General features: G+C 72.0%; 18 protein-coding genes. 5 read left to right on the top strand and 13 right to left on the bottom strand.

The genetic code is table 11. From position 1 onward, the window contains the following. Nucleotides 1–36 precede the first annotated feature (36 nt). Nucleotides 37–864 carry a recombination regulator RecX gene (gene recX, locus IG99_RS37275; protein WP_037682276.1) on the bottom strand — a complete coding sequence of 276 codons (828 nt, stop codon included), beginning with the start codon at nucleotides 862–864 and terminating at the stop codon, nucleotides 37–39. Nucleotides 865–867: 3 nt separating this feature from the next. Further along, nucleotides 868–2,001 (bottom strand): recombinase RecA, encoded by a 1,134-nt coding sequence (gene recA, locus IG99_RS37270; RefSeq protein ID WP_037682275.1) that lies wholly within the window; start codon nucleotides 1,999–2,001, stop codon nucleotides 868–870. 357 nt (nucleotides 2,002–2,358) lie between these two features. Here recA and IG99_RS37265 point away from each other — a divergent pair, with 357 nt between their 5' ends. Then, the gene (locus tag IG99_RS37265) at nucleotides 2,359–3,147 is read left to right on the top strand and encodes a hypothetical protein (RefSeq protein WP_234312085.1); all 789 of its coding nucleotides are present in this window, start codon (nucleotides 2,359–2,361) and stop codon (nucleotides 3,145–3,147) included. Nucleotides 3,148–3,205: 58 nt separating this feature from the next. Here the strand turns inward: IG99_RS37265 and IG99_RS37260 are convergent, their stop codons facing one another. Further along, the gene (locus tag IG99_RS37260) at nucleotides 3,206–4,465 is read right to left on the bottom strand and encodes an AI-2E family transporter (protein ID WP_078948140.1); all 1,260 of its coding nucleotides are present in this window, start codon (nucleotides 4,463–4,465) and stop codon (nucleotides 3,206–3,208) included. Between the two features lie 60 nt (nucleotides 4,466–4,525). Next, a complete protein-coding gene (locus tag IG99_RS37255) occupies nucleotides 4,526–4,720 on the bottom strand; it encodes a DUF3046 domain-containing protein (RefSeq protein ID WP_037682274.1) in 195 nt (64 codons plus the stop codon). A gap of 80 nt (nucleotides 4,721–4,800) precedes the next feature. Here IG99_RS37255 and IG99_RS37250 point away from each other — a divergent pair, with 80 nt between their 5' ends. Then, nucleotides 4,801–5,745, top strand: a complete 945-nt coding sequence (locus IG99_RS37250) for a hypothetical protein (protein WP_037682273.1) — start codon at nucleotides 4,801–4,803, stop codon at nucleotides 5,743–5,745. Nucleotides 5,746–5,753: 8 nt separating this feature from the next. Here IG99_RS37250 and IG99_RS37245 read toward each other — a convergent pair whose 3' ends face one another. The 3 genes from IG99_RS37245 to IG99_RS37235 are packed head-to-tail and all read right to left on the bottom strand — an operon-like array spanning nucleotide 5,754 to nucleotide 7,662. Next, nucleotides 5,754–6,065 (bottom strand): AzlD domain-containing protein, encoded by a 312-nt coding sequence (locus IG99_RS37245; protein WP_037682271.1) that lies wholly within the window; start codon nucleotides 6,063–6,065, stop codon nucleotides 5,754–5,756. Next, nucleotides 6,062–6,799: an AzlC family ABC transporter permease gene (locus IG99_RS37240; protein ID WP_051866368.1), complete on the bottom strand. Its 738-nt coding sequence runs from the start codon at nucleotides 6,797–6,799 to the stop codon at nucleotides 6,062–6,064. Before IG99_RS37240 ends, IG99_RS37245 begins: the two co-directional genes overlap by 4 nt. Beyond that, complete coding sequence (locus IG99_RS37235; RefSeq protein WP_037682268.1) at nucleotides 6,712–7,662, bottom strand: AraC family transcriptional regulator; 951 nt, start codon at nucleotides 7,660–7,662, stop codon at nucleotides 6,712–6,714. The genes IG99_RS37240 and IG99_RS37235 overlap by 88 nt, the downstream gene beginning before the upstream one ends. Nucleotides 7,663–8,000: 338 nt before the next feature. Here IG99_RS37235 and IG99_RS37230 point away from each other — a divergent pair, with 338 nt between their 5' ends. Genes IG99_RS37230 through IG99_RS37220 form a run of 3 tightly spaced genes read left to right on the top strand, consistent with a single transcriptional unit; the run spans nucleotide 8,001 to nucleotide 14,645 of the window. Continuing rightward, complete coding sequence (locus IG99_RS37230; RefSeq protein WP_037682266.1) at nucleotides 8,001–12,950, top strand: ATP-dependent helicase; 4,950 nt, start codon at nucleotides 8,001–8,003, stop codon at nucleotides 12,948–12,950. Between the two features lie 39 nt (nucleotides 12,951–12,989). Next, nucleotides 12,990–13,832 carry an Fpg/Nei family DNA glycosylase gene (locus tag IG99_RS37225; protein ID WP_037682264.1) on the top strand — a complete coding sequence of 281 codons (843 nt, stop codon included), beginning with the start codon at nucleotides 12,990–12,992 and terminating at the stop codon, nucleotides 13,830–13,832. Between the two features lie 48 nt (nucleotides 13,833–13,880). Further along, nucleotides 13,881–14,645: an SDR family NAD(P)-dependent oxidoreductase gene (locus IG99_RS37220; RefSeq protein ID WP_037682262.1), complete on the top strand. Its 765-nt coding sequence runs from the start codon at nucleotides 13,881–13,883 to the stop codon at nucleotides 14,643–14,645. A 511-nt stretch (nucleotides 14,646–15,156) separates the two neighbouring features. On the opposite strand, the gene IG99_RS37215 is transcribed toward IG99_RS37220, so the two are convergent. The 6 genes from IG99_RS37215 to IG99_RS37190 form a co-directional block, all read right to left on the bottom strand. Then, nucleotides 15,157–15,627: a Dps family protein gene (locus IG99_RS37215; RefSeq protein WP_037682258.1), complete on the bottom strand. Its 471-nt coding sequence runs from the start codon at nucleotides 15,625–15,627 to the stop codon at nucleotides 15,157–15,159. 166 nt (nucleotides 15,628–15,793) lie between these two features. Then, entirely contained in the window at nucleotides 15,794–16,168 is a 375-nt protein-coding gene (locus tag IG99_RS37210; RefSeq protein ID WP_030178264.1) for a helix-turn-helix domain-containing protein, read from the bottom strand. Between the two features lie 109 nt (nucleotides 16,169–16,277). After that, nucleotides 16,278–16,823: a CinA family protein gene (locus IG99_RS37205; protein WP_037682256.1), complete on the bottom strand. Its 546-nt coding sequence runs from the start codon at nucleotides 16,821–16,823 to the stop codon at nucleotides 16,278–16,280. Continuing rightward, nucleotides 16,820–17,587: a CDP-diacylglycerol--glycerol-3-phosphate 3-phosphatidyltransferase gene (gene pgsA / locus IG99_RS37200; RefSeq protein WP_037682255.1), complete on the bottom strand. Its 768-nt coding sequence runs from the start codon at nucleotides 17,585–17,587 to the stop codon at nucleotides 16,820–16,822. Before pgsA ends, IG99_RS37205 begins: the two co-directional genes overlap by 4 nt. Beyond that, nucleotides 17,584–19,077 (bottom strand): 30S ribosomal protein S12 methylthiotransferase RimO, encoded by a 1,494-nt coding sequence (gene rimO / locus IG99_RS37195; RefSeq protein WP_037682253.1) that lies wholly within the window; start codon nucleotides 19,075–19,077, stop codon nucleotides 17,584–17,586. Before rimO ends, pgsA begins: the two co-directional genes overlap by 4 nt. A gap of 84 nt (nucleotides 19,078–19,161) precedes the next feature. Further along, a complete protein-coding gene (locus tag IG99_RS37190; RefSeq protein WP_037682252.1) occupies nucleotides 19,162–20,001 on the bottom strand; it encodes a helix-turn-helix domain-containing protein in 840 nt (279 codons plus the stop codon). Nucleotides 20,002–20,247 lie beyond the last annotated feature (246 nt).

Genomic DNA, 20,247 nt, shown 5'->3' with positions numbered 1-20,247 from the left:
ACCCCATCTGAGTCCTGACGCGGTCGACGCTCGTGATCAATTCACCTGGCCGTCGAGGAACTCCGTCTCCTCCCCCTCCTCCTCCAGCGCCTGCCGGACCACGCGCAGGGCCATGCCCTCGGAGTAGCCCTTGCGGGCGAGCATGCCGGCGAGGCGGCGCAGGCGCTTGTCGCGGTCGAGGCCACGGGTGGCCCGTAGCTTGCGGGCGACCAGCTCGCGTGCGGTCGTCTCTTCCTGCTCGGAGTCGAGCTGGGCCACGGCTTCGTCGATCAGTGTCGAGTCGACGCCCTTGGTCCGCAGCTCCTGGGCGAGGGCGCGCCGCGCCAGCCCCCGGCCGTGATGCCGGGACTCCACCCAGGCGTCGGCGAACGCGCTGTCGTTGATCAGCCCGACCTCCTCGAACCGGGACAGCACCTCCTCGGCGACGTCGTCCGGGATCTCCCGCTTGCGCAGGGCGTCCTCGAGCTGCTTTCGGGTGCGCGGGGTCCCGGTGAGCAGACGCAGGCAGATCGCCCGTGCCCGCTCAGCCGGGTCCCCTGGGGGTGCCCCCTGCTCGGCCCTCGACGAGGAGAGCGCAGCCCCGTCCTCACCGGACGGTTCTCCGGAGCCACGCCGACGGCGCCCGCGTCCGCCCCGTGAACCGCCCTCGCCACGCCGCCTGCGATCTCCCCGGCGCCGACCGTCACCGCTCGCGCCCCCACCACCCTGGTGGGGGTCGCCGTCGTACGAGCCGCCGCCCTCGTGGTACGAGCCGCCGTCCGGCCGGCTCTCGCCGTCCAGGTAGGAGCCCGCATCGTCCTCCGGCCCCGGGCGTTCCGGGGCATCGGAGTAGGTGTGCTCGGCCCAGTCGGTTCGTCGTGTCACGGATCAGCTCTTGGCAGCAGCGGCCTTGGTCTTGGCCGCCTTGGCCGCCGCGGTGGCGGGCACGGCCTTCGCGGCCTCGTCCGCGGCACCGGCCGTGGCGACCGCCGCGTCCGCACCCGGCTCGGCGGGCGTCTCCGCCGGCCGTACGCCGACGCCCAGCTTCTCCTTGATCTTCTTCTCGATCTCGTTGGCCAGGTCGGGGTTGTCCTTCAGGAAGTTGCGCGCGTTCTCCTTGCCCTGGCCGAGCTGGTCGCCCTCGTACGTGTACCAGGCGCCGGCCTTGCGGACGAAGCCGTGCTCCACGCCCATGTCGATCAGGCCGCCCTCGCGGCTGATGCCCTGGCCGTAGAGGATGTCGAACTCGGCCTGCTTGAAGGGCGGTGCGACCTTGTTCTTGACGACCTTGCAGCGGGTGCGGTTGCCGACCGCCTCCGTGCCGTCCTTGAGGGTCTCGATGCGGCGGATGTCGATACGCACCGAGGCGTAGAACTTCAGCGCCCGGCCACCGGTCGTGGTCTCCGGGGAGCCGAACATCACGCCGATCTTCTCGCGGAGCTGGTTGATGAAGATCGCCGTGGTCTTGGACTGGTTGAGCGCGCTGGTGATCTTCCGCAGGGCCTGGCTCATCAGACGGGCCTGCAGACCCACGTGCGAGTCGCCCATCTCGCCCTCGATCTCCGCACGCGGTACGAGCGCGGCGACGGAGTCGATGACGATGAGGTCGAGGGCGCCGGAGCGGACCAGCATGTCCACGATCTCCAGGGCCTGCTCGCCGTTGTCCGGCTGGGAGAGGATCAGGTTGTCGATGTCGACGCCGAGCTTCTTCGCGTACTCGGGGTCGAGGGCGTGCTCGGCGTCCACGAAGGCCACCTGGCCGCCGGCCTTCTGGGCGTTCGCCACCGCGTGCAGGGTCAGGGTCGTCTTACCGGACGACTCCGGGCCGTAGACCTCGACGACGCGGCCGCGCGGCAGGCCGCCGACGCCGAGGGCCACGTCGAGCGCGGTCGACCCGGTCGGGATGACCTCGATGGGCTCGTTCGGCCGCTCGCCCATGCGCATGACCGCGCCCTTGCCGAATTGCCGTTCAATCTGTGCGAGCGCGGCATCCAGGGCCTTCTCGCGGTCGGTTCCTGCCATGGGTTCCACCCGATTTGCTTGAGTCGATCGCTTCACGTCAAAGACGCTAACGCCTGCCACTGACAATGCGTCCTGACGTAGGTCCGGCCTGTGGACAACTCGGGTGCAAAACCCACGAAACCGGGTTGAAACGCCCCGCGAGAGCCCCGCCGGAGCCTCCATAAGAATGGATGTTCGATTTTTGTGTCAAGCGCACCACGCGGCACAACCGAGACTACGCTCGGGGCCCGACAAAAAGTCTGATACCGGGCCCAACCGGGCCTGGCGGTGCGGTACTCGGCCTACTTCCTCCGGCGTACGACGCCCGCCTCCAACCGGACGACGACAGCGCACGGCCGTTCCCGCGAGGCTCGCTCCATGGACGATGTGAAGGACGTCGAGACAGCCCAGCCGGGCCGCGACACGATCCGCCCTCCGCTCGTGGACCGCCTCTGCCGGGCGACCGGCCTCCTCCTGGTGCTCTCCGGCCTCGCCCATCTGCTGGTGTTCGCCGTGGACGACGGTCCGTGGGGCGGGCCCGTCTCGTGGCGCAAGCCGGTGACCTTCGGGCTCTCCTTCGGGGTGACACTCCTCGCGGTCGCCTGGGTCACGTCGTATCTGCGGATCACCCCGCGGCTGCGCACCGTACTGCTCACGGTGTTCGCCGCCGACTGCGTGGTGGAGGTCGGCGGCATCACGCTCCAGGCCTGGCGCGGGGTGCCCTCGCACCTCGACATGGAGACGCCCTTCGACACCGCGGTGTCCATGACCCTGGCGGTGGGCGGCGGTGTCCTCGTCGTGCTGCTCACCGTGTTCGCGGTGGCGTCGTTCCGGCACCGGCCCACGGGCCCCGCCGGAATGGCACTCGCGGTGCGTTCCGGGTTCGCGATCCTGTTGGTGGCTCTCGCCTCGGGCGCCGCCATGATCGCGCGCGGTGTCGCGCTCACCCGTGCCGGTCACCAGGAGGCCGCCTACCACTCGACGGCCCCGCTCAAGCCACTGCACGGCGTGAGCCTGCACGCCGTGCTGGTGCTGCCCGCGCTGGCCTGGCTGCTGTCCCGGACGTCCTGGAGCGGGCCGGTACAGCGACGGATCCTGACCGGAGCGGTCCTCTGCTACTCGGCCGCGGTCGTCGCCGCCGGCGCATGGGCCACCCTGACCTTCTGAGGAGGGCAGGCACGCACCTGCTGAGGAGGGCGGACGCGCGCCGGCGTCCGCGACGAGGTCACCCTCGGGACGAGTCCTCCTCCGACCCCGCCGACCGCCCCTTCTCGAAGAGCCGCCGCGCGCGCGTGAGCAGGTTCTTCCCGGTTCCCCGGATGCGGTGGCCGTGCACGCGGGGGTCGTCCGTGACGTCGTACCGCTTCACATACACCCCGAGGAACGCCTGGAGCGTGGCGACCGCCGGGATGGCGATCAGCGCGCCGACGGCGCCCAGCAGGGCGGTTCCGACGATGACCGAACCGAAGGCGACGGCGGGGTGGATGTCGACCGTCTTCGAGGTGAGCTTGGGCTGCAGCATGTAATTCTCGAACTGCTGGTAGACCACGACGAAGATCAGCACCCACAGCGCGTACCAGGGGTTGACCGTGAAGGCGATCAGCATCGGCAGGGCGCCCGCGAGATAGGTGCCGATGGTGGGGATGAACTGCGAGACGACGCCCACCCACAGGGCGAGCACGGGCGCGTACGGGATGCCCAGCGCCTCCAGCAGTATGTAGTGAGCGACACCCGAGATCAGTGCCATCAGCCCGCGTGAGTACAGATAGCCACCGGTCTTGTCGACGGCGATCTCCCACGCGCGCAGTACCTCGGCCTGCCGGCTGGGCGGCAGTACGGAACACAGCGTCCGCCGCAGCCGTGGTCCGTCGGCGGCGAAGTAGAACGAGAACAGCGCGATCGTCAACAGCTGGAAGAGGCCGCCCAGGACCTGTGCGGAGACGTCGAGGACGCCGGTGGCGCTGTTCTGGACGTACTTTCTCAGCCAGCCGGAGTGCACCAGGCTGTCCTGGATGTCCACGCGTCTGAGGTCGGTGTGGAACGTCGTGTTGACCCAGTTGATGACGGAGTCGAGGTACTCCGGGAAACCCTCGATCAACTTGATGATCTGCCCGGCGAGCATCGAGCCGAGCAGGGTGACGAATCCGGCGACGGCGATCAGCAGCCCCAGGAAGACCAGGAAGGTCGCGAAGCCCCGGCGTATGCCGTGAGCGGCCATCCTGCTCACCGCGGGCTCTATGGCGAGGGCCAGGAAGAACGCGATGAGGATGTTGATCAGCAGCCCGATCAACTGGTGGAAGGCCCAAGTGCCCAGTTGGAAAGCGGCGATGAGCGCGAGCGCGAGCACCATGGCGCGCGGCAGCCAGCGCGGCATGCCGGCGCCCGGCGCGGCGGCGCCGTGGCCCGCGGGCGGCCGGTCGGGCGGCGTCGTGCCGGAGGAGGATGCGTGCTGGGAGACCTGCCCGGTCTCATCGGTGGGTGCCACGCACCAAGTCTCACCCAAGCCACCGACAATCGGCCGACCTGGGTCGATCTTCGTGACAGATCAGCGCTTCTCTTGCGGAACGTTCATCACCGTGCAGACCACACGCCACACGTCCTTCGCGTCCCAGCCGACCGCCAGCGCCTCCTGCACCGTGCGCCCGCCGAGCTCGGACATCACGTGATCACGAGCGAAGGTCTCGGCGTACCCCGTTCCGAAGTGTTCCGCCATCCGCTGCCAGAAGACCGTCAACCGCATGACACCAGTATCCCGCCCCTGCGAGTGGGCCCTGGCCGGGACGGCGTACCGAGACCGCTTTCCGCCCTACGGTCTGTCGCATGGCCGAAACCGGAGCATCCCCACTCCCTCCCGCGCCCTCGGCGCACTCCCCGCTCTTCCGAGCCGAGCACTTCGTCTGGCTCACCGCGCGCGTGCTGGAGCAGCGTCTCTTCGCCCACCTCTTCCTCAACGGCGCCGCCGACCCGGTGGAGACGGCACTGGACGCCTACCGCAACGCCGACGGCGGGTACGGCCACGCGCTGGAGCCCGATCTGCGCGGCCCGGTCAGCCAGCCGCTGCACACCGCTCACGCCCTGCGCGTCCTGGACGCCGTCGGACGCTGCGGAGGACAGCGCGTGGAGCGTGTGTGCCGCTATCTCACCTCCGTCTCCACGACGGACGGCGCCCTGCCGGCGATCCATCCCAGCCAGCGCGGCTACCCGGCGGCGCCCTTCATCCCGGTCGTGGACGAGCCGCCCGGCGAACTCCTCGCCACCGGCCCGGTGGTGGGTCTGCTGCACCGCAACGAGGTGTGGCACGCGTGGCTGTTCCGGGCCACGGACTTCTGCTGGGAGCGGGTCGAGTCGCTGAAGCAGTCCCACCCGTACGAGATCGAGGCCGCCGTGGCCTTCCTGGACTCCGCCCCCGACCGCTCCCGCGCGGAGGCCGCCGCCGACCGCCTGGGCCGACTGGTACGCGAACACCGGCTCGCTGCGCTGGACCCCGACGACCTGGACGCCTACCCGGTCGCGCCCGGATACGCCCCCGGCGAGCACCACTTCCCGCACGACTACGCCAGGAGACCGCGTTCCCTCGCGCGCGCGTGGTTCACCGACGACGAGATCACCCGCTCCCTGGACTTCCTGGCGAGCGAGCAGCAGGAGGACGGCGGCTGGCCGATCCGATGGCGCCAGTGGGCCCCGGGCACCGCCCTGGAGGCCCGCCCCATGGTGACGATCGAGGCGTTGCGCACCCTGAGGGCCTACGGCCGCGCCATCGGCTGACCGGCGCGTCAGCCGCCCACGACGGCCCGCACCCCCGCCGTCACCACCACGGCCGCCGCCACGACCACCAGGAACGGTGCCCTCAGCACCAGCGCGACGGCGGCCGCGCCGATCCCCGCGGCCCTGGCGTCCAGCACCAGCGTGCCCCCCTCGGCGAACGTCTGCTGGGCCGTGAGGGCGGCGAGCAGCGCCACCGGCAGCAGCGCGGCCAGCCGCTTCACAAGAGGCTTCTCGAGCGCCCCCGCCGGGACCAGAAGTCCCACGAGCTTGACGGCGTAGCAACCGAGAGCAGTCGCACCGATCGCGATCCAGACGTTCAACGATCTCCCTCCTCAAGCCGGTCTTCCCGCCGGCGCCCTTCCACCCAGAGGGCGACCGGCGCCGCGAGAGCGGCCACCAGAACCGGCATACCGGCGGGCAGCACGGGCAGCAGGCCGAGCCCCAGAAGGACCGCGAGCCCGGCGACGGCCCGCTCCGTGGCGGTCTTCAGCATCGGCGCCAGCAGGGCCAGGAACACCGCGGGCCCGGCCGCGTCGAGGCCCCAGGCGTCGGTGTCCCCGAGGGCCTCGGCACCCAGGGCCCCCAGCAGCGTCGTCAGGTTCCACAGCACGTACAGGCTGAGCCCGGTCACGGCGAAGCCGAGCCGTGCGGCCCGCCGCGTGGGCTGCGCCACCGCGACGGCCGACGTCTCGTCGATGACCCACTGCGCGGCGAACGGACGCACCGCGCGCGGGAGGGCCAGCAACTGCGACAGCCGCAACCCGTAGAACGCGTTGCGCACCCCCAGGAAGAAGGCCCCCGCGGCGGCCGTGAGCGGATTGCCGCCCGCCGCCAGCGCCCCCACGAGCGCGAACTGGGACGCCCCTGTGAACACCAGAAGACTGAGCGCACAGGTCTGCCAGATCGTGAGCCCACTGCCGGCCGAGGTCACCCCGAAGGCGAACCCCGACAGTCCTACGGCGACCCCTACCCCAAGGGCGTCCCGTACGACGGCGGTGTCCGGCCTCCCTCGGCTGTCGTCGCGCGTGTCCACGAAAGTTGTCTGCTCTTCCACGCCTCGGACGGTAGGTCCGGCCTCCGCCGCACGTCTTGTACGTTCTTGCGCTCCCGCTGGTAAGCGCCCGGTGGCACCCCGACGATGCGGGCGAAGTGCCGATTGAGGTGCGGCTGATCGGTGAACCCCACCACCAGGGCGGCCTCCGCGGGCAGCACCCCCTCGTCCAGCAACCTCCTCGCCCGGCGCACCCGCGCATTGGTGAGCCATGCGTGCGGCGGCATTCCGTACGTCTCCCGAAACGCCCGCAGCAGCGCGAACGGGCTGGTGCCCAGCTCCCCGGCGAGCCTCTCCAAGGTCGGCGGAGCGGCCATCCGCTCCTCCAGCACCCCGCGCGCCCGTGCCGCGATCCGCTGCCCCGCCGTCCGCACCTCCCGCCGCGGCAGTACACCCCCGTTCAACCGCAGCAGCCGCGTCACGGCGACCCGCAACAGCGTGTCCGCCGCCAACGCGTTCCCCTCCTCCGTGGCCCGGAGCACCTGGTGCACCAGACCGGCGCTGTACGGATCGTCGAGCACGGGACTGACGAACCCCGGAACACCGCGCAAGGACGTCGTCTCGGCAGCGATCGCGGCCACCACGTCGGGAGACGGATACACAGCCCCGTATCGCCACCCCTCGGGCACCCCCGCCCGCCCCGTGTGCGGCGTGTCCGGATTGACCAACGCGAGCGCCCCGGCCCCCGCGTACTGGTCACCCCCGCCATGGTGGAAGACCTCCACCCCCTCGGCGATGGCCGCGATGACGAAGTTCTCGTGCGTATGCCGCACGAACGCCTTGCGCACATACCGGGCACGCAACAGATCAACCCCCGGCAGCTCCTCGTACCGCCAGTGCCGCGCCCGCTCACCCGACCTCGCCATACCCCCATTCTCCGCCACGGAGACCGACACACCGCGGCGATCAGCCGCACCACAATGGCGGGACGGCCGCCGACGCACCGCAACGGCGGGACGACCGCCGACGCACGGGAACGGGCCGCGGTGGTGCGTCGCAGCCCGCCGCTCAGCCGGTCTCCACGCCGCCCACTGCGGCAACAGGCAGAAGGGCGCGACCCGCGGCGGGCTGCGACGCACCACCGCGGCCCCGACCCACGACGCACCGAAAGCGAGCGACCCCGCATCACCGCACCCCACCTCACCCGCACCCCACAAACCCGCAGGTCACCCCGTTTGTCAGTCCCCGGGTGCAGGATGGACGCATGGTCAGCTCCGCACACCGAGCCCTGGACGGCTTCTCCCCCGCGACCCGCGGCTGGTTCACGGGCGCCTTCTCCGCGCCCACCGCGGCCCAGGCAGGTGCGTGGCAGGCCATCGGCGAGGGCTCGGACGTGCTGGTGGTCGCCCCGACCGGCTCCGGCAAGACCCTCGCCGCCTTCCTCGCCGCGCTGGACCAGCTCGCCTCCACCCCACCCCCCGCCGACCCCAGGAAACGCTGCCGCGTCCTGTACGTCTCCCCGCTCAAGGCCCTCGCCGTGGACGTCGAGCGCAACCTCCGCAGCCCCCTGACCGGCATCCGCCAGGAGTCCGTCCGCCTGGGTCTGCCCGAGCCCGAGGTCAAGGTCGGCATCCGCTCCGGCGACACCCCCGCAGCGGAGCGCCGCGCGCTGTCCACCCGTCCGCCGGACATCCTGATCACCACTCCCGAGTCCCTGTTCCTGATGCTGACGTCGGCCACGCGCGACGCGCTGACCGGCATCGAGACGGTGATCCTCGACGAGGTCCACGCCGTGGCCGGGACCAAGCGCGGCGCGCATCTCGCCCTCTCCCTGGAGCGCCTGGACGAGCTCCTGCCGAAGCCGGCCCGCCGCATCGGCCTCTCCGCCACCGTGCGCCCCGTCGACGAGGTCGCCCGCTATCTCTCCCCGCGCCGCAAGGTGGAGATCGTCCAGCCGAAATCGGGCAAGGAGTTCGACCTCTCGGTCGTCGTCCCGGTCGAGGACCTGGGCGAACTCGGCGGCTCCCCGGCCACGGACGCCAAGGACGGCGCCGACGGCGCCGAGCGCCCCTCGATCTGGCCGCACGTCGAGGAGCGCATCACCGACCTCGTCCAGGCCCACCGCTCCACGATCGTCTTCGCGAACTCCCGCCGCCTCGCGGAACGCCTGTGCAACCGCCTCAACGAGATCGCCTACGAGCGGGCCACCGGCGAACCCCTGGACGAGCACCACGCCCCCGCCCAGCTCATGGGCGGCTCCGGCGCCGCCCAGGGCGCCCCGCAGGTCATCGCGCGGGCCCACCACGGCTCGGTCTCGAAGGAGCAGCGCGCCCTCGTCGAGGAAGACCTCAAAGCCGGCCGTCTCCCCGCCGTCGTGGCCACCTCCAGCCTCGAACTCGGCATCGACATGGGCGCGGTGGACCTCGTCGTCCAGGTCGAGTCACCCCCCTCCGTGGCCTCCGGCCTCCAGCGCGTCGGCCGCGCGGGCCACCAGGTCGGCGCGGTCTCCACCGGCGTGGTCTTCCCCAAGTACCGGGGCGACCTCGTCCAGGCAGCCGTCGTCACCGAACGCATGCGCACGGGCTCCATCGAGTCCCTGAGGGTCCCCGCCAACCCCCTCGACGTACTGGCACAGCAGCTCGTCGCCATGACGGCCCTGGACACCTGGCAGTTCGACGACCTGCTCACCACGGTCCGCCGCGCGGCCCCCTTCGCCTCGCTCCCCGAATCCGCCTTCACGGCCGTCCTCGACATGCTGGCCGGCCGCTACCCCTCCGACGCGTTCGCGGAGCTGCGCCCGCGCGTGGTGTGGGACCGTGTGGCCGGCACGATCACCGGCCGCCCCGGCGCCCAGCGCCTCGCCGTCACCTCCGGCGGCACGATCCCCGACCGCGGCCTGTTCGGGGTCTTCCTCGCCGGCGCCGACCCCAAGAAGGGCGGCGGCCGGGTCGGCGAGCTCGACGAGGAGATGGTCTACGAGTCCCGTGTGGGGGACGTCTTCACGCTCGGCACCAGCTCCTGGCGCATCGAGGACATCACCCGCGACCGTGTCCTGGTCTCCCCCGCCCCCGGTGTCCCCGGCAGGCTCCCCTTCTGGAAGGGCGACCAGCTGGGCCGCCCGCTCGAACTGGGCCGCGCGGTGGGCGCGTTCCTGCGTGAGGTCGGATCGCTCACCAAGGAGGACGCCCGCCTGCGCCTGCTGACCGCGGGACTCGACGCCTGGGCGGCGGACAACGTGCTGTCGTACCTGGACGAGCAGCGGGAGGCCTGCGGCCACGTCCCGGACGACCGCACGATCGTGGTGGAGCGGTTCCGCGACGAACTCGGCGACTGGCGGGTCGTGGTGCACTCGCCCTTCGGCGCCCAGGTCCACGCCCCGTGGGCGCTCGCGCTCGGCGCCAAGCTCTCCGAGCGGTACGGCATGGACGCCCAGGTCATGCACGCCGACGACGGCATCGTCCTGCGCCTGCCCGACGCGGACCTGATGAGCCTGGACCTGCTCGACCGGGAGCCGGCCAGGGCCGGCACGGAGTACGACGCGGACCAGGCCCCCGTGGGCGCGGCGGACGTCGTCTTCGACAAGGGCGAGGTCGACCAGGTCGTCACCGACCAGGTCGGCGGCTCGGCCCTGTTCGCGTCCCGCTTCCGCGAGTGCGCGGCCCGCGCCCTGCTGCTGCCGCGCCGCAACCCCGGCAAGCGCACCCCGCTGTGGCAGCAGCGCCAGCGGGCCGCCCAGCTGCTCCAGGTGGCGAGCGAGTTCGGTTCCTTCCCGATCGTCCTGGAAGCGGTCCGCGAGTGCCTCCAGGACGTCTTCGACGTGCCCGGGCTCGTCGAGCTGATGGGCGACCTGGAGTCCCGCAAGGTGCGCCTCGTCGAGGTCACCACCCCCGAGCCCTCGCCCTTCGCCCGTTCCCTCCTCTTCGGTTACGTCGCCCAGTTCCTCTACGAGGGAGACTCACCGCTCGCCGAGCGCCGCGCCGCCGCCCTCTCCCTGGACTCCCGGCTGCTGGCCGAGCTGCTCGGCCAGGCGGAGCTGCGCGAGCTGCTCGACGCCGAGGTGCTGGCCGAGTTGGAGCGGGAACTGCAGTGGCTCACCGAGGACCGCCGCGTCAAGGACGCCGAGGGCGTCGCCGACCTGCTGCGCCTCCTCGGCCCGCTCACGGACGCCGAACTGGCCGAGCGGGGCGCCGAGCCGCAGTGGGCGCAGGAGCTGGCCGGGGCCCGTCGTGCGATCCGTGTCCGCGTCGCCGGCACCGACCACTGGGCTGCGGTCGAGGACGCGGGCCGACTGCGCGACGCGCTCGGCACCGCGCTGCCGGTCGGCGTCCCGGAGGCGTTCACCGAGCCGGTCAAGGATCCGCTGGGCGACCTCCTCGCACGCTACGCCCGCACCCACGGCCCGTTCACGTCGGCCACGGCGGCGGCCCGCTTCGGTCTCGGGGTCGCGGTCACCGACGGCGCGCTGCAGCGGCTCGCGGCGAGCGGTCGCGTCGTACAGGGCGAGTTCCACCCGGCCGGGATCGGCCAGGAGTGGTGTGACGCGGCTGTACTGCGCCGACTGCGCCGCCGTTCCCTCGCCGCCCTCAGGCACGAACTGGAACCGGTGCCCCCGGCGGCGCTCGCCCAGTTCCTCCCCCAGTGGCAGCACATCGGCAAGGGCCACTCCCTGCGGGGTGTGGACGGCCTGGTCCGCGCCATCGAGCAGTTGCAGGGCGCGTCCGTGCCCGCGTCCGCCCTTGAGAAGCTCGTCCTGCCGTCCCGCGTGCGGGACTACGCCCCGGCGATGCTCGACGAGCTGACCGCCGCCGGAGAGGTGGTGTGGGCCGGGGCGGGCGCGCTCCCGGGCAAGGACGGCTGGGTCTCGCTGTACGTGGCGGACGCGGCCCCGCTGCTCCTGCCGCCCCCGCATCCCCTGGAGCTCACGGCCCTGCACCAGTCCGTCGTGGACGCCCTCGGCGGAGGCTACGGCCTGTTCTTCCGTCAGATCGCCGACCAAGTCCGCGCCACCACCCACCCCGACGTCACGGATCCCCAACTGACGGACGCGCTCTGGGATCTGGCCTGGTCCGGCCGGCTCACCAACGACACTCTCGCGCCGATGCGTTCCCTCCTGGGCTCGGGCCGCACCGCGGGTTCCACGGCCCACCGCGCCAAGCGCACGGTCCCGCGGGGCCGTTACGGCTCCCTGACAGGCGCCGCCCGCCCCGCGTCCCGCAGCGGCCCGCCCACCGTCGCCGGCCGCTGGTCGCTGCTGCCGGCGCACGAGCCGGACCCCACCGTGCGGGCCCACGCGCTGGCCCGCACCCTCCTCGACCGTCATGGCGTGGTGACCCGGGGAGCTGTCTCCGCCGAGGGCGTCGAGGGCGGGTTCTCGGCGACGTACCGCGTCCTGTCCGCCTTCGAGGAGACCGGCCAGGCCCGTCGCGGCTACGTGGTGGAGGGGCTCGGCGCCGCACAGTTCGCGATGGACGGCGCCGTGGACCGCCTCCGCGCGGTCGCCAACGCCCGCGACCGGGGCGACGCGCCACCCGCCACGTTCGGAAACGGCACGCCCGACGGCTTCGGCAACACCAAGGGCTTCGGCAATCCCGACGGCTTCGGCAGCCCCGACGGCTCCGGCGCGCCCTTCCCCGATGACTTCCCCGGCCTCGACGGCACCTTCCTGGACGGCGACTTCCTGGACGTCCCCACCGTGCCGGGCGCCCGCCCTTGGCCCCAGGGCCGCCCCGCACCGGGCGACTACATCTCGCCCCGCGACCACGCCCAGCAGGCCTCCCCGTACACCCCCGCCTTCCCTCCGCACCGCACCCGCCCCACCCCCGCGTCCCGAGCCGTGGTCCTCGCCGCCGCCGACCCTGCGAACGCGTACGGCGCGGCCCTCGCCTGGCCCGAGCCGCCGACCGGCGCCGGGCACAAGGCCGGCCGCAAGGCGGGCTCCCTGGTGGTGCTCGTCGACGGTGAACTCGCCCTCTACATGGAGCGCGGCGGCAAGACGCTCCTGGCCTGGCCCGCCGAGCCAGACGCCACGGCCACCGATGACCCACGCCTGCGGGCGGCCGCCGAGGCCCTCGCGGAGGCCGCACGAGCGGGCTCCCTCGGCACGGTCACCGTGGAGCGCGTCAACGGCGCCTCGGCCCTGACCTCCCCCCTCGGCACCCTCCTGGAGGGAGCGGGCTTCATCGCGACCCCCCGCGGACTGCGCCTACGGGCGTGACCCCAGCTCCACGCCCCCCCCGCGTGCCACCCTTGACCCATGCCCGAGGGAGACACGGTCTGGCAGACCGCCAAGCGTCTGCACGGCGCGCTGGCCGGCAAGGTGCTGACCCGCTCCGACCTCCGGGTGCCCAAGTACGCCACCGCCGACCTCACCGGCCGCGCCGTTCTGGACGTCACACCGCGCGGCAAGCACCTCCTCACCCGCATCGAGGGCGGCCTGACGCTCCACTCTCATCTGCGGATGGACGGCTCCTGGAAGGTGTACGCCGCCGACCAGCGCTGGAGCGGCGGCCCGGGCCACCAGATCCGGGTGATCCTCGGCAACACCGACCGCACGGCCGTCGGCTACCGCCTCCCCGTCCTTGAGCTGCTCCGCACCACCGAGGAGGACCGGGTGGTCGGGCACCTGGGCCCGGATCTGCTGGGCCCGGACTGGAACCCGGAGCTGGCCCTCGCCAACCTCCTCACGGACCCCGCCCGCCCCCTCGGCGAGGCACTGCTCGACCAACGCAACCTCGCCGGCATCGGCAACGTCTACAAGAGCGAACTCTGCTTCCTGCTGGGCGCCACCCCGTGGCTGCCCGTCGGTGACCTGCCCGCCGACCGCACGGCGAAGCTGCCCGCCCTCGCGAAGAAGCTCCTCGAGGCCAACCGCGACCGCCCGATCCGCGCCACGACGGGCCTGCGCGGACAGGACCTGTTCGTGTACGGACGCGCGCGGCGCCCCTGCCTGCGCTGCCGTACGCCGATCCGGGTGGCCGACCAGGGCGACGGCTCCCGCGAACGCCCCACGTACTGGTGCTGGGCCTGCCAGACGGGCCCGGCCCCGGCCCCGGGCAGCCCCGCGGCGCAGCGGTTCCGCCCCCGCACGACCGGCTGAACGACACCACAATTGACGGACCGTCAGAAACGCTCGTACCGTCGTGTCATGGCCGTCAAGGCGTACGACCTCACCGGACGCACCGCGTTCGTCACCGGTGCCGCGAGCGGCATCGGCCGCGCCAGTGCCGTCCTGCTCGCGGAGGCGGGCGCCGACGTGCACTGCGCCGACCGTGACGCGCCAGGTCTGCACGAGACGGCGACCCTGATCAAGGACCGGGGCGGCACCGCCCACACCCACCACCTCGACGTCACCGACCGGGCCCAGGTGGGCCGGGCCGTCGCGAGCTGCGAGCGCCTGGACGTGATGGCCGCGATCGCCGGGATCATGCACAGCAGCCCGGTCCTGGAGACCCGTGACGAGGACCTCGACCGGGTGCTGAACGTCAACTTCAAGGGCGTGCTGTACGCCTGCCAGGCAGCGGCCCGCCTCATGCTCGCCGGAAGGATCCGGGGCAGCATCGTCACGATGGCCTCAGGCGCCGTGGACACCGCAGGGCCCGGCCTGCTCTGCTACGGCGCGGCGAAGGCGGCCGTCGTGCAGTTGACGAAGACGCTCGCGACGGAACTGGGCCGGCACGGCATCCGTGTCAACGCGGTAGCACCGGGCTGGATCCGCACCCCCATGACCGACCGCCACGACGGGGAGGCCCAGGCGCGCGCCGAGGCGCTCATGTCCCGCATGTCACCGCTGGGCCGCGTCGGCGAACCGGAGGACATCGCCCACGCCGTCCTGCACCTCGCGTCCGACGCGTCCTCCTTCACGACGGGCCAGATCCTCCGCCCCAACGGCGGCGTGGCGATGCCTTGGTGACGCTCTCGGCGCACCCCCTCCCGCCATCGACGCCGCGCGCCTTGGTGACGCTCTCGGCGCACCCCCTCCCGCCATCGACGCCGCGCGCCCCCTCACCGCCCCCCATACGCCCCTCAGCGCCCTCCCGGACGCCCCCGCTCCCCCGCCACGCCTCCACCCACCGCCCCGCCCCGAGCGCTCCGACCGCCCGCGACCTGGCCACACAGTGCACCGGCAACAGACTCAGCCCCCACCCCCCGACCGCCACCGCCCCCTCCAGCACCCCGGCGTCCGGCACCAGCGCGATGCGCAGCACGGCCCACCACCACAGAACCCCGAGCCCCAGACCGGCCCCCCGTGCTCCCCAGCCCCCGTGGGCCCGGCACAACTCATCCGCTCCACTCGCGCCCCTACGCCCTGTCCGCCCCGTCATGGCCGCCACCTCCAGCCGGACGCTAGAGCGAGGCCCCCGCACCCGCACAGGGCGCACAAGCGGCACGGTGAGGCACCCCGCCCGATCCCACCCCCACCCTCACCCGTTCTCCGCCTGGAACATCCAGTGATGCTTCTCCAGATCCGCGGTGATCCCGATGAAGATGTCCTGGCTGACAGGATCCGCTTCCCCCGTCGCCTCCACCCGCGCCCGCATCCGGGTGATCACGGCCCCCAGCGCCTTCACCAGCGTCCCCACCGCGTCCGTGTCCTTCACCCACCCGTCGGGCACCGCGCCGATGCCGCTCCCCGAGGCGACCGTCGCGGCCCGACCGTCCGGCGGGACGCCCAGCGCCGAAGCGCGCTCGGCCACGGTGTCGGAGTGCGTACGCGCGCTGTCCACGACTTCGTCGAGCTGGAGGTGGACGGAGCGGAACCGGGGTCCGACGACGTTCCAGTGGACCTGCTTCGCGACCAGCGAGAGATCGATCAGGTCGACGAGCGCGCCCTGCAGCGCCTCGGACACGGTCTTCAGGGCGGCTTCCGGCAGCGGGCTCTTCACGACGTACATGCACAGCCTCCGTGGGTCGGCCCCCCACACGTCACTCCACGATGACCGCCGCACCCCACCCCGGCAACGCGAAAACCCCGACCGCACTCCCCCGGGAACCACCCGGAGAAGCCCTGGCCGGGGCCTCATACGTACACGTCGGTTCACACACGCACGTGCGTGAACCTCACGCGGCGACCACGTCCACCGCTTCGGCGGGTGCCTTGATGGTCACCCTTTCCGGTGGCACGCCGGTCACCGACACGGAACCCAGCATCGGACGAACCGGCGTGGGTACGGGCTCGGTGGCTGCAGCAGACTGAGCCAGCTCGGCGAGAGCGAGTTCGTCGCTCACTTCCCGCATGAGCTCGGACATCCGTACGTCCAACGCGTCGCAGATGGCGGAGAGCAGCTCGGAGGAAGCCTCCTTCTGCCCCCGCTCCACCTCGGAGAGATAGCCGAGTGAGACTCGGGCGGACGAGGAGACTTCGCGCAGAGTACGGCCCTGGCGCTGGCGCTGCCGACGCAGCACGTCACCCAGCAGGCGACGGAGCAGAATCATCGGTGGCTCCCTCCTCGGACCGCGTAGCCGCATCCTTCTCGCCCCACCGTACCGCCTCGCGCCGCGGCCGTGCGGGGAGCGATGTCGTGTTCACTCAGGGCTGCAAACATCAAAACCCCCCGTTCCGTTCCGTATCCTGTGCCCGCTCATTCCCAGTGTGTTCGCTCACAAGCTCTGCCAGAAGCAGTGTGAGCACGCTCCGTACACTCTCCATACGAATTTCCGCGCGGTCGCCGTTCAACCGCAGCGCCTCCACTTTTCCGCCGGCGGCGGAACCGGATTCCGGCCCCGTGGGCCCGGCGACCGCCACGAAGACCGTCCCGACGGGCTGTCCGTCCTGCGGTTCCGGGCCGGCGACGCCGGTGGTCGCGAGGCCCCAGTCGGCGCCCAGTGCTGTGCGCACTCCGGCTGCCATCTCTGCCGCGACCTGCGCGTCCACCGCTCCACGGTCGGCAAGCAGGGTGGCGTCGACACCGAGCATCTCGTGCTTCAGTTCGGTGGCGTACGCCGTCACGGACCCTCGGAAGGCCTGGGACGCCCCGGGGACCGATGTGATCTCCGCCGCGACCAGGCCTCCGGTCAGCGACTCCGCCACGGCGAGGGTCTGGCCCCTCACCGTGAGTAGCCGCACCACGTCGATGGCCGTGGAACTCACGCTTCCGTCTCCTCCAACGCGGCCTTGCGCTCGGCGATTCCCTGCCTGCGCAGCACAATGGCCTGTCTCACATAGTCCAGGCCGGTCACCACGGTCAACAGGACCGCCACGGCCATCACCCACCACCTCAGGGTGGCCAGCCATCCGGTCAGCGCCAGCACGTACATCCCGACCGCGATGCCCTGGGTGAGTGTCTTGAGCTTGCCGCCCCGGCTCGCCGGGATGACGCCGTAGCGGATGACCCAGAAACGCAGCAGCGTGACGCCGAGCTCCCGGCCGAGGATGACGGCCGTCACCCACCACGGCAGGTCGCCCAGCCCGGAGAGACAGATCAGCGCCGCCCCCATGATCGCCTTGTCGGCGATGGGGTCGGCGATCTTCCCGAAGTCCGTGACGAGGTCGTACGTCCGCGCGATGTGGCCGTCGAACAGGTCCGTGATCATGGCGATGGCGAAGGCGGCCCAGGCGAGCGAGCGCCAGGCCGGGTCGTATCCGCCGTCGGCCAGCATCAGCGCCACGAAGCCCGGCACCAGCAGGAGCCGGAGCATGGTCAGCAGGTTGGCGATGTTCCAGACGCTGGCCTGGTTGACGGCGGCGGCCGCGATCTTCGCGCCCCGCGGCGGCCTGGCGCCGTCCTGGGCCGCGGAACCGGCATCGGGCGCGGCACCGGAGTCCGAACCCGGCGCACCTGCCGCGGCGGCCGTGGAACCCGCCCCCTTCGCCTGGGAGGAGCCACCCGCGGCTGATGCCGGAACACCCGTCATCTGCCCGCCTCCTCACTCCACGCGATCGCGTCACTCAGCGGCTCTGCCACCAGGTCGACGCCCTCCGTGCCGACCACCTTCGCCTCGACCATACGACCGACGCTCAGACCCTCGCCGCTCGTGAGCAGCACCTGGCCGTCCGTCTCCGGAGCCTGGTGCGCACCGCGGCCGTAGGCGCCGTCCTCGTCGTCGACCGACTCCACGAGGACGCGCACCGTTTCGCCGAGGCGCTCCTCGGCGCGCTGCGAGACGAGTTCCTCGGCGAGCCGGGAGACGCGGGCGAGCCGCTCGGCGACGACGTCCGCGTCGAGCTTGTTGTCGTACGTCGCCGCTTCCGTGCCCTCCTCGTCGGAGTAGCCGAAGACTCCGATGGCGTCCAGCCGCGCGCCGTCCAGGAAGCGCTCCAGCTCGGCCAGGTCGCCCTCGGACTCGCCGGGGAAGCCGACGATGAAGTTGGAGCGCACACCGGCCTCGGGGGCCTTGCTCCGGATGGTGTCGAGCAGCTCCAGGAAGCGGTCGGTGTCGCCGAAGCGGCGCATCGCGCGCAGCACGCCAGGGGCGGAGTGCTGGAAGGACAGGTCGAAGTAGGGCGCGACCTTGGGGGTGGAGGTCAGCACGTCGATGAGGCCCGGCCGCATCTCGGCAGGCTGGAGGTAGCTGACGCGCACCCGCTCGATGCCGTCGACCTCGGCGAGCTCGGGCAGCAGCGACTCCAGCAGACGGATGTCGCCCAGGTCCTTGCCGTAGGAGGTGTTGTTCTCGGAGACCAGCATGATCTCCTTGACGCCCTGCTCGGCCAGCCAGCGCGTCTCGTTGAGGACGTCGCTCGGACGGCGGGAGATGAAGGAGCCACGGAAGGACGGGATGGCGCAGAAGGAGCAGCGCCGGTCACAGCCCGAGGCGAGCTTCACCGAGGCGACCGGGGCGCCGTCGAGGCGGCGGCGCAGGGGCGCGCGGGGGCCGGAGGCCGGGGCGAGGCCTTCGGGGAGATCCGCCGGCGCGACGGTCGGCTCGGCCGGGCCGTGCCCGGGCAGTGCGACCTCGGCCGCCGAGTCCTGGCGCTCCGCAGGGCTGATCGGCAGCAGCTTGCGCCGGTCGCGCGGGGTGTGGGCGGCGTGGACGCCACCGGACAGGATGGTCTGGAGGCGGTCGGAGATGTCGGCGTAGTCGTCGAAGCCGAGCACACCGTCGGCCTCGGGGAGGGCCTCGGCCAGTTCCTTGCCGTACCGCTCGGCCATGCAGCCCACCGCCACGACGGCCTGCGTTCTCGACTGCCCCTTGAGATCGTTGGCCTCGAGGAGGGCATCGACGGAGTCCTTCTTGGCGGCGTCGACGAAGCCGCAGGTGTTGACGACGGCCACGTCGGCGTCCGCGGCGTCCTCCACGAGTTGCCAGCCGTCCGCCTCCAAACGGCCTGCGAGCTCCTCCGAGTCCACCTCGTTACGGGCGCAGCCAAGGGTGACGAGTGCGACGGTACGGCGTTCAGGCATGGGCTCAAGACTACTTCGTCCCGCCGACACCCCACGTCGACGGGGTTGGCCCGGCCCGACCGCCCCCGAACACGCGTCCTCCGGTCAGCCGACCTGCGGGTCGCCCTTGGTGTAGGTCAGGCGCTCCACGGCTCCGGACCGGAAGTCGTCGTCGATCTTCTTGCCGTTGACGTAGAGCTGGATGGCGCCGGCGTCGCCGAGGACCAGCTTCACCTTGGTGCTGTCCTGGAACGTCTTGGACTGGCCCTTCTTGAGCAGCCCGTCGAAGAGCAGCCGGCCGTTGTGGTCCTGGGCGGAGATCCAGCTGCGGCCGTCGACGGCGCTCACCCGGACGGTCACCTTGTCCTGGGGCGCGGCCGCGATGGCGCTGTCCGTGGGGTCGGCCTTCTCGTCGGCGGGCTTCGTGGTCTTCGTGGTGGGCGAGGCGGAGTCGGTGGCGGAGGGCGTGGTGCCGTCGGCGACCTGCTCCTTCGTACCGCCGTCGTCGCCGCCCTTGAACACGGTGAACCCGACGAACCCGACCACAGCGACGATCGCGGCGACCATGGCCGCGGTCCAGTTCGGCCCGCGCCGTTCCGGGCGAATGCGCTCGGCCTCGAACAGGGGCGCGGCCGGGGTGGGCGCCGGCCGGCCGCCGTGGTCGGCCGCGTACTGTTCGAGCAGCGGCTCCGGATCCAGATGGACAGCCCTGGCCAGCGTTTTGATGTGCCCTCGGGCGTAGACGTCGCCGCCACAGGGCGCGAAGTCGTCCGCCTCGATCGCGTGCACGATCGGCAGGCGGACGCGGGTGGCGGTACTGACGTCGTCGACGGTCAGCCCGGCCGCGATACGCGCCTGCTGCAGCGTACGGCCGATGGAGGGGCGGGCTTCCTCGGAAACGTCTTCGAACGGACGCTCGTCTTCAGGAGAGTTGCCGATGGACACGGGGGCGCCTTTCGAGGGTGTAGCCACCTGTGCTGGAGGTTCAGTCTAGGGGTGGTGCAAAAGGGTGGGGCAACCGGACGGCGGGGCTTTGTACGCCAATCGGAATGGCCGGACACTCCGACGGTCGGGTACGCGCTTGGTACTTCCCTCAACTTGACGTATGCCGAAGGGAAACGGTTGCTCAATGATCGCTTACGGGTGGGTCACGATCCGGACATCACCCGGTTGCGCTTCCACCCGCGAGAC

Source organism: Streptomyces griseus subsp. griseus (genome assembly GCF_000720255.1).
GTDB lineage: Bacteria > Actinomycetota > Actinomycetes > Streptomycetales > Streptomycetaceae > Streptomyces > Streptomyces griseus_I.
The sequence above is the reverse complement of the archived record's forward strand: the minus strand, read 5'-3'. Positions and strand labels throughout refer to the sequence as shown.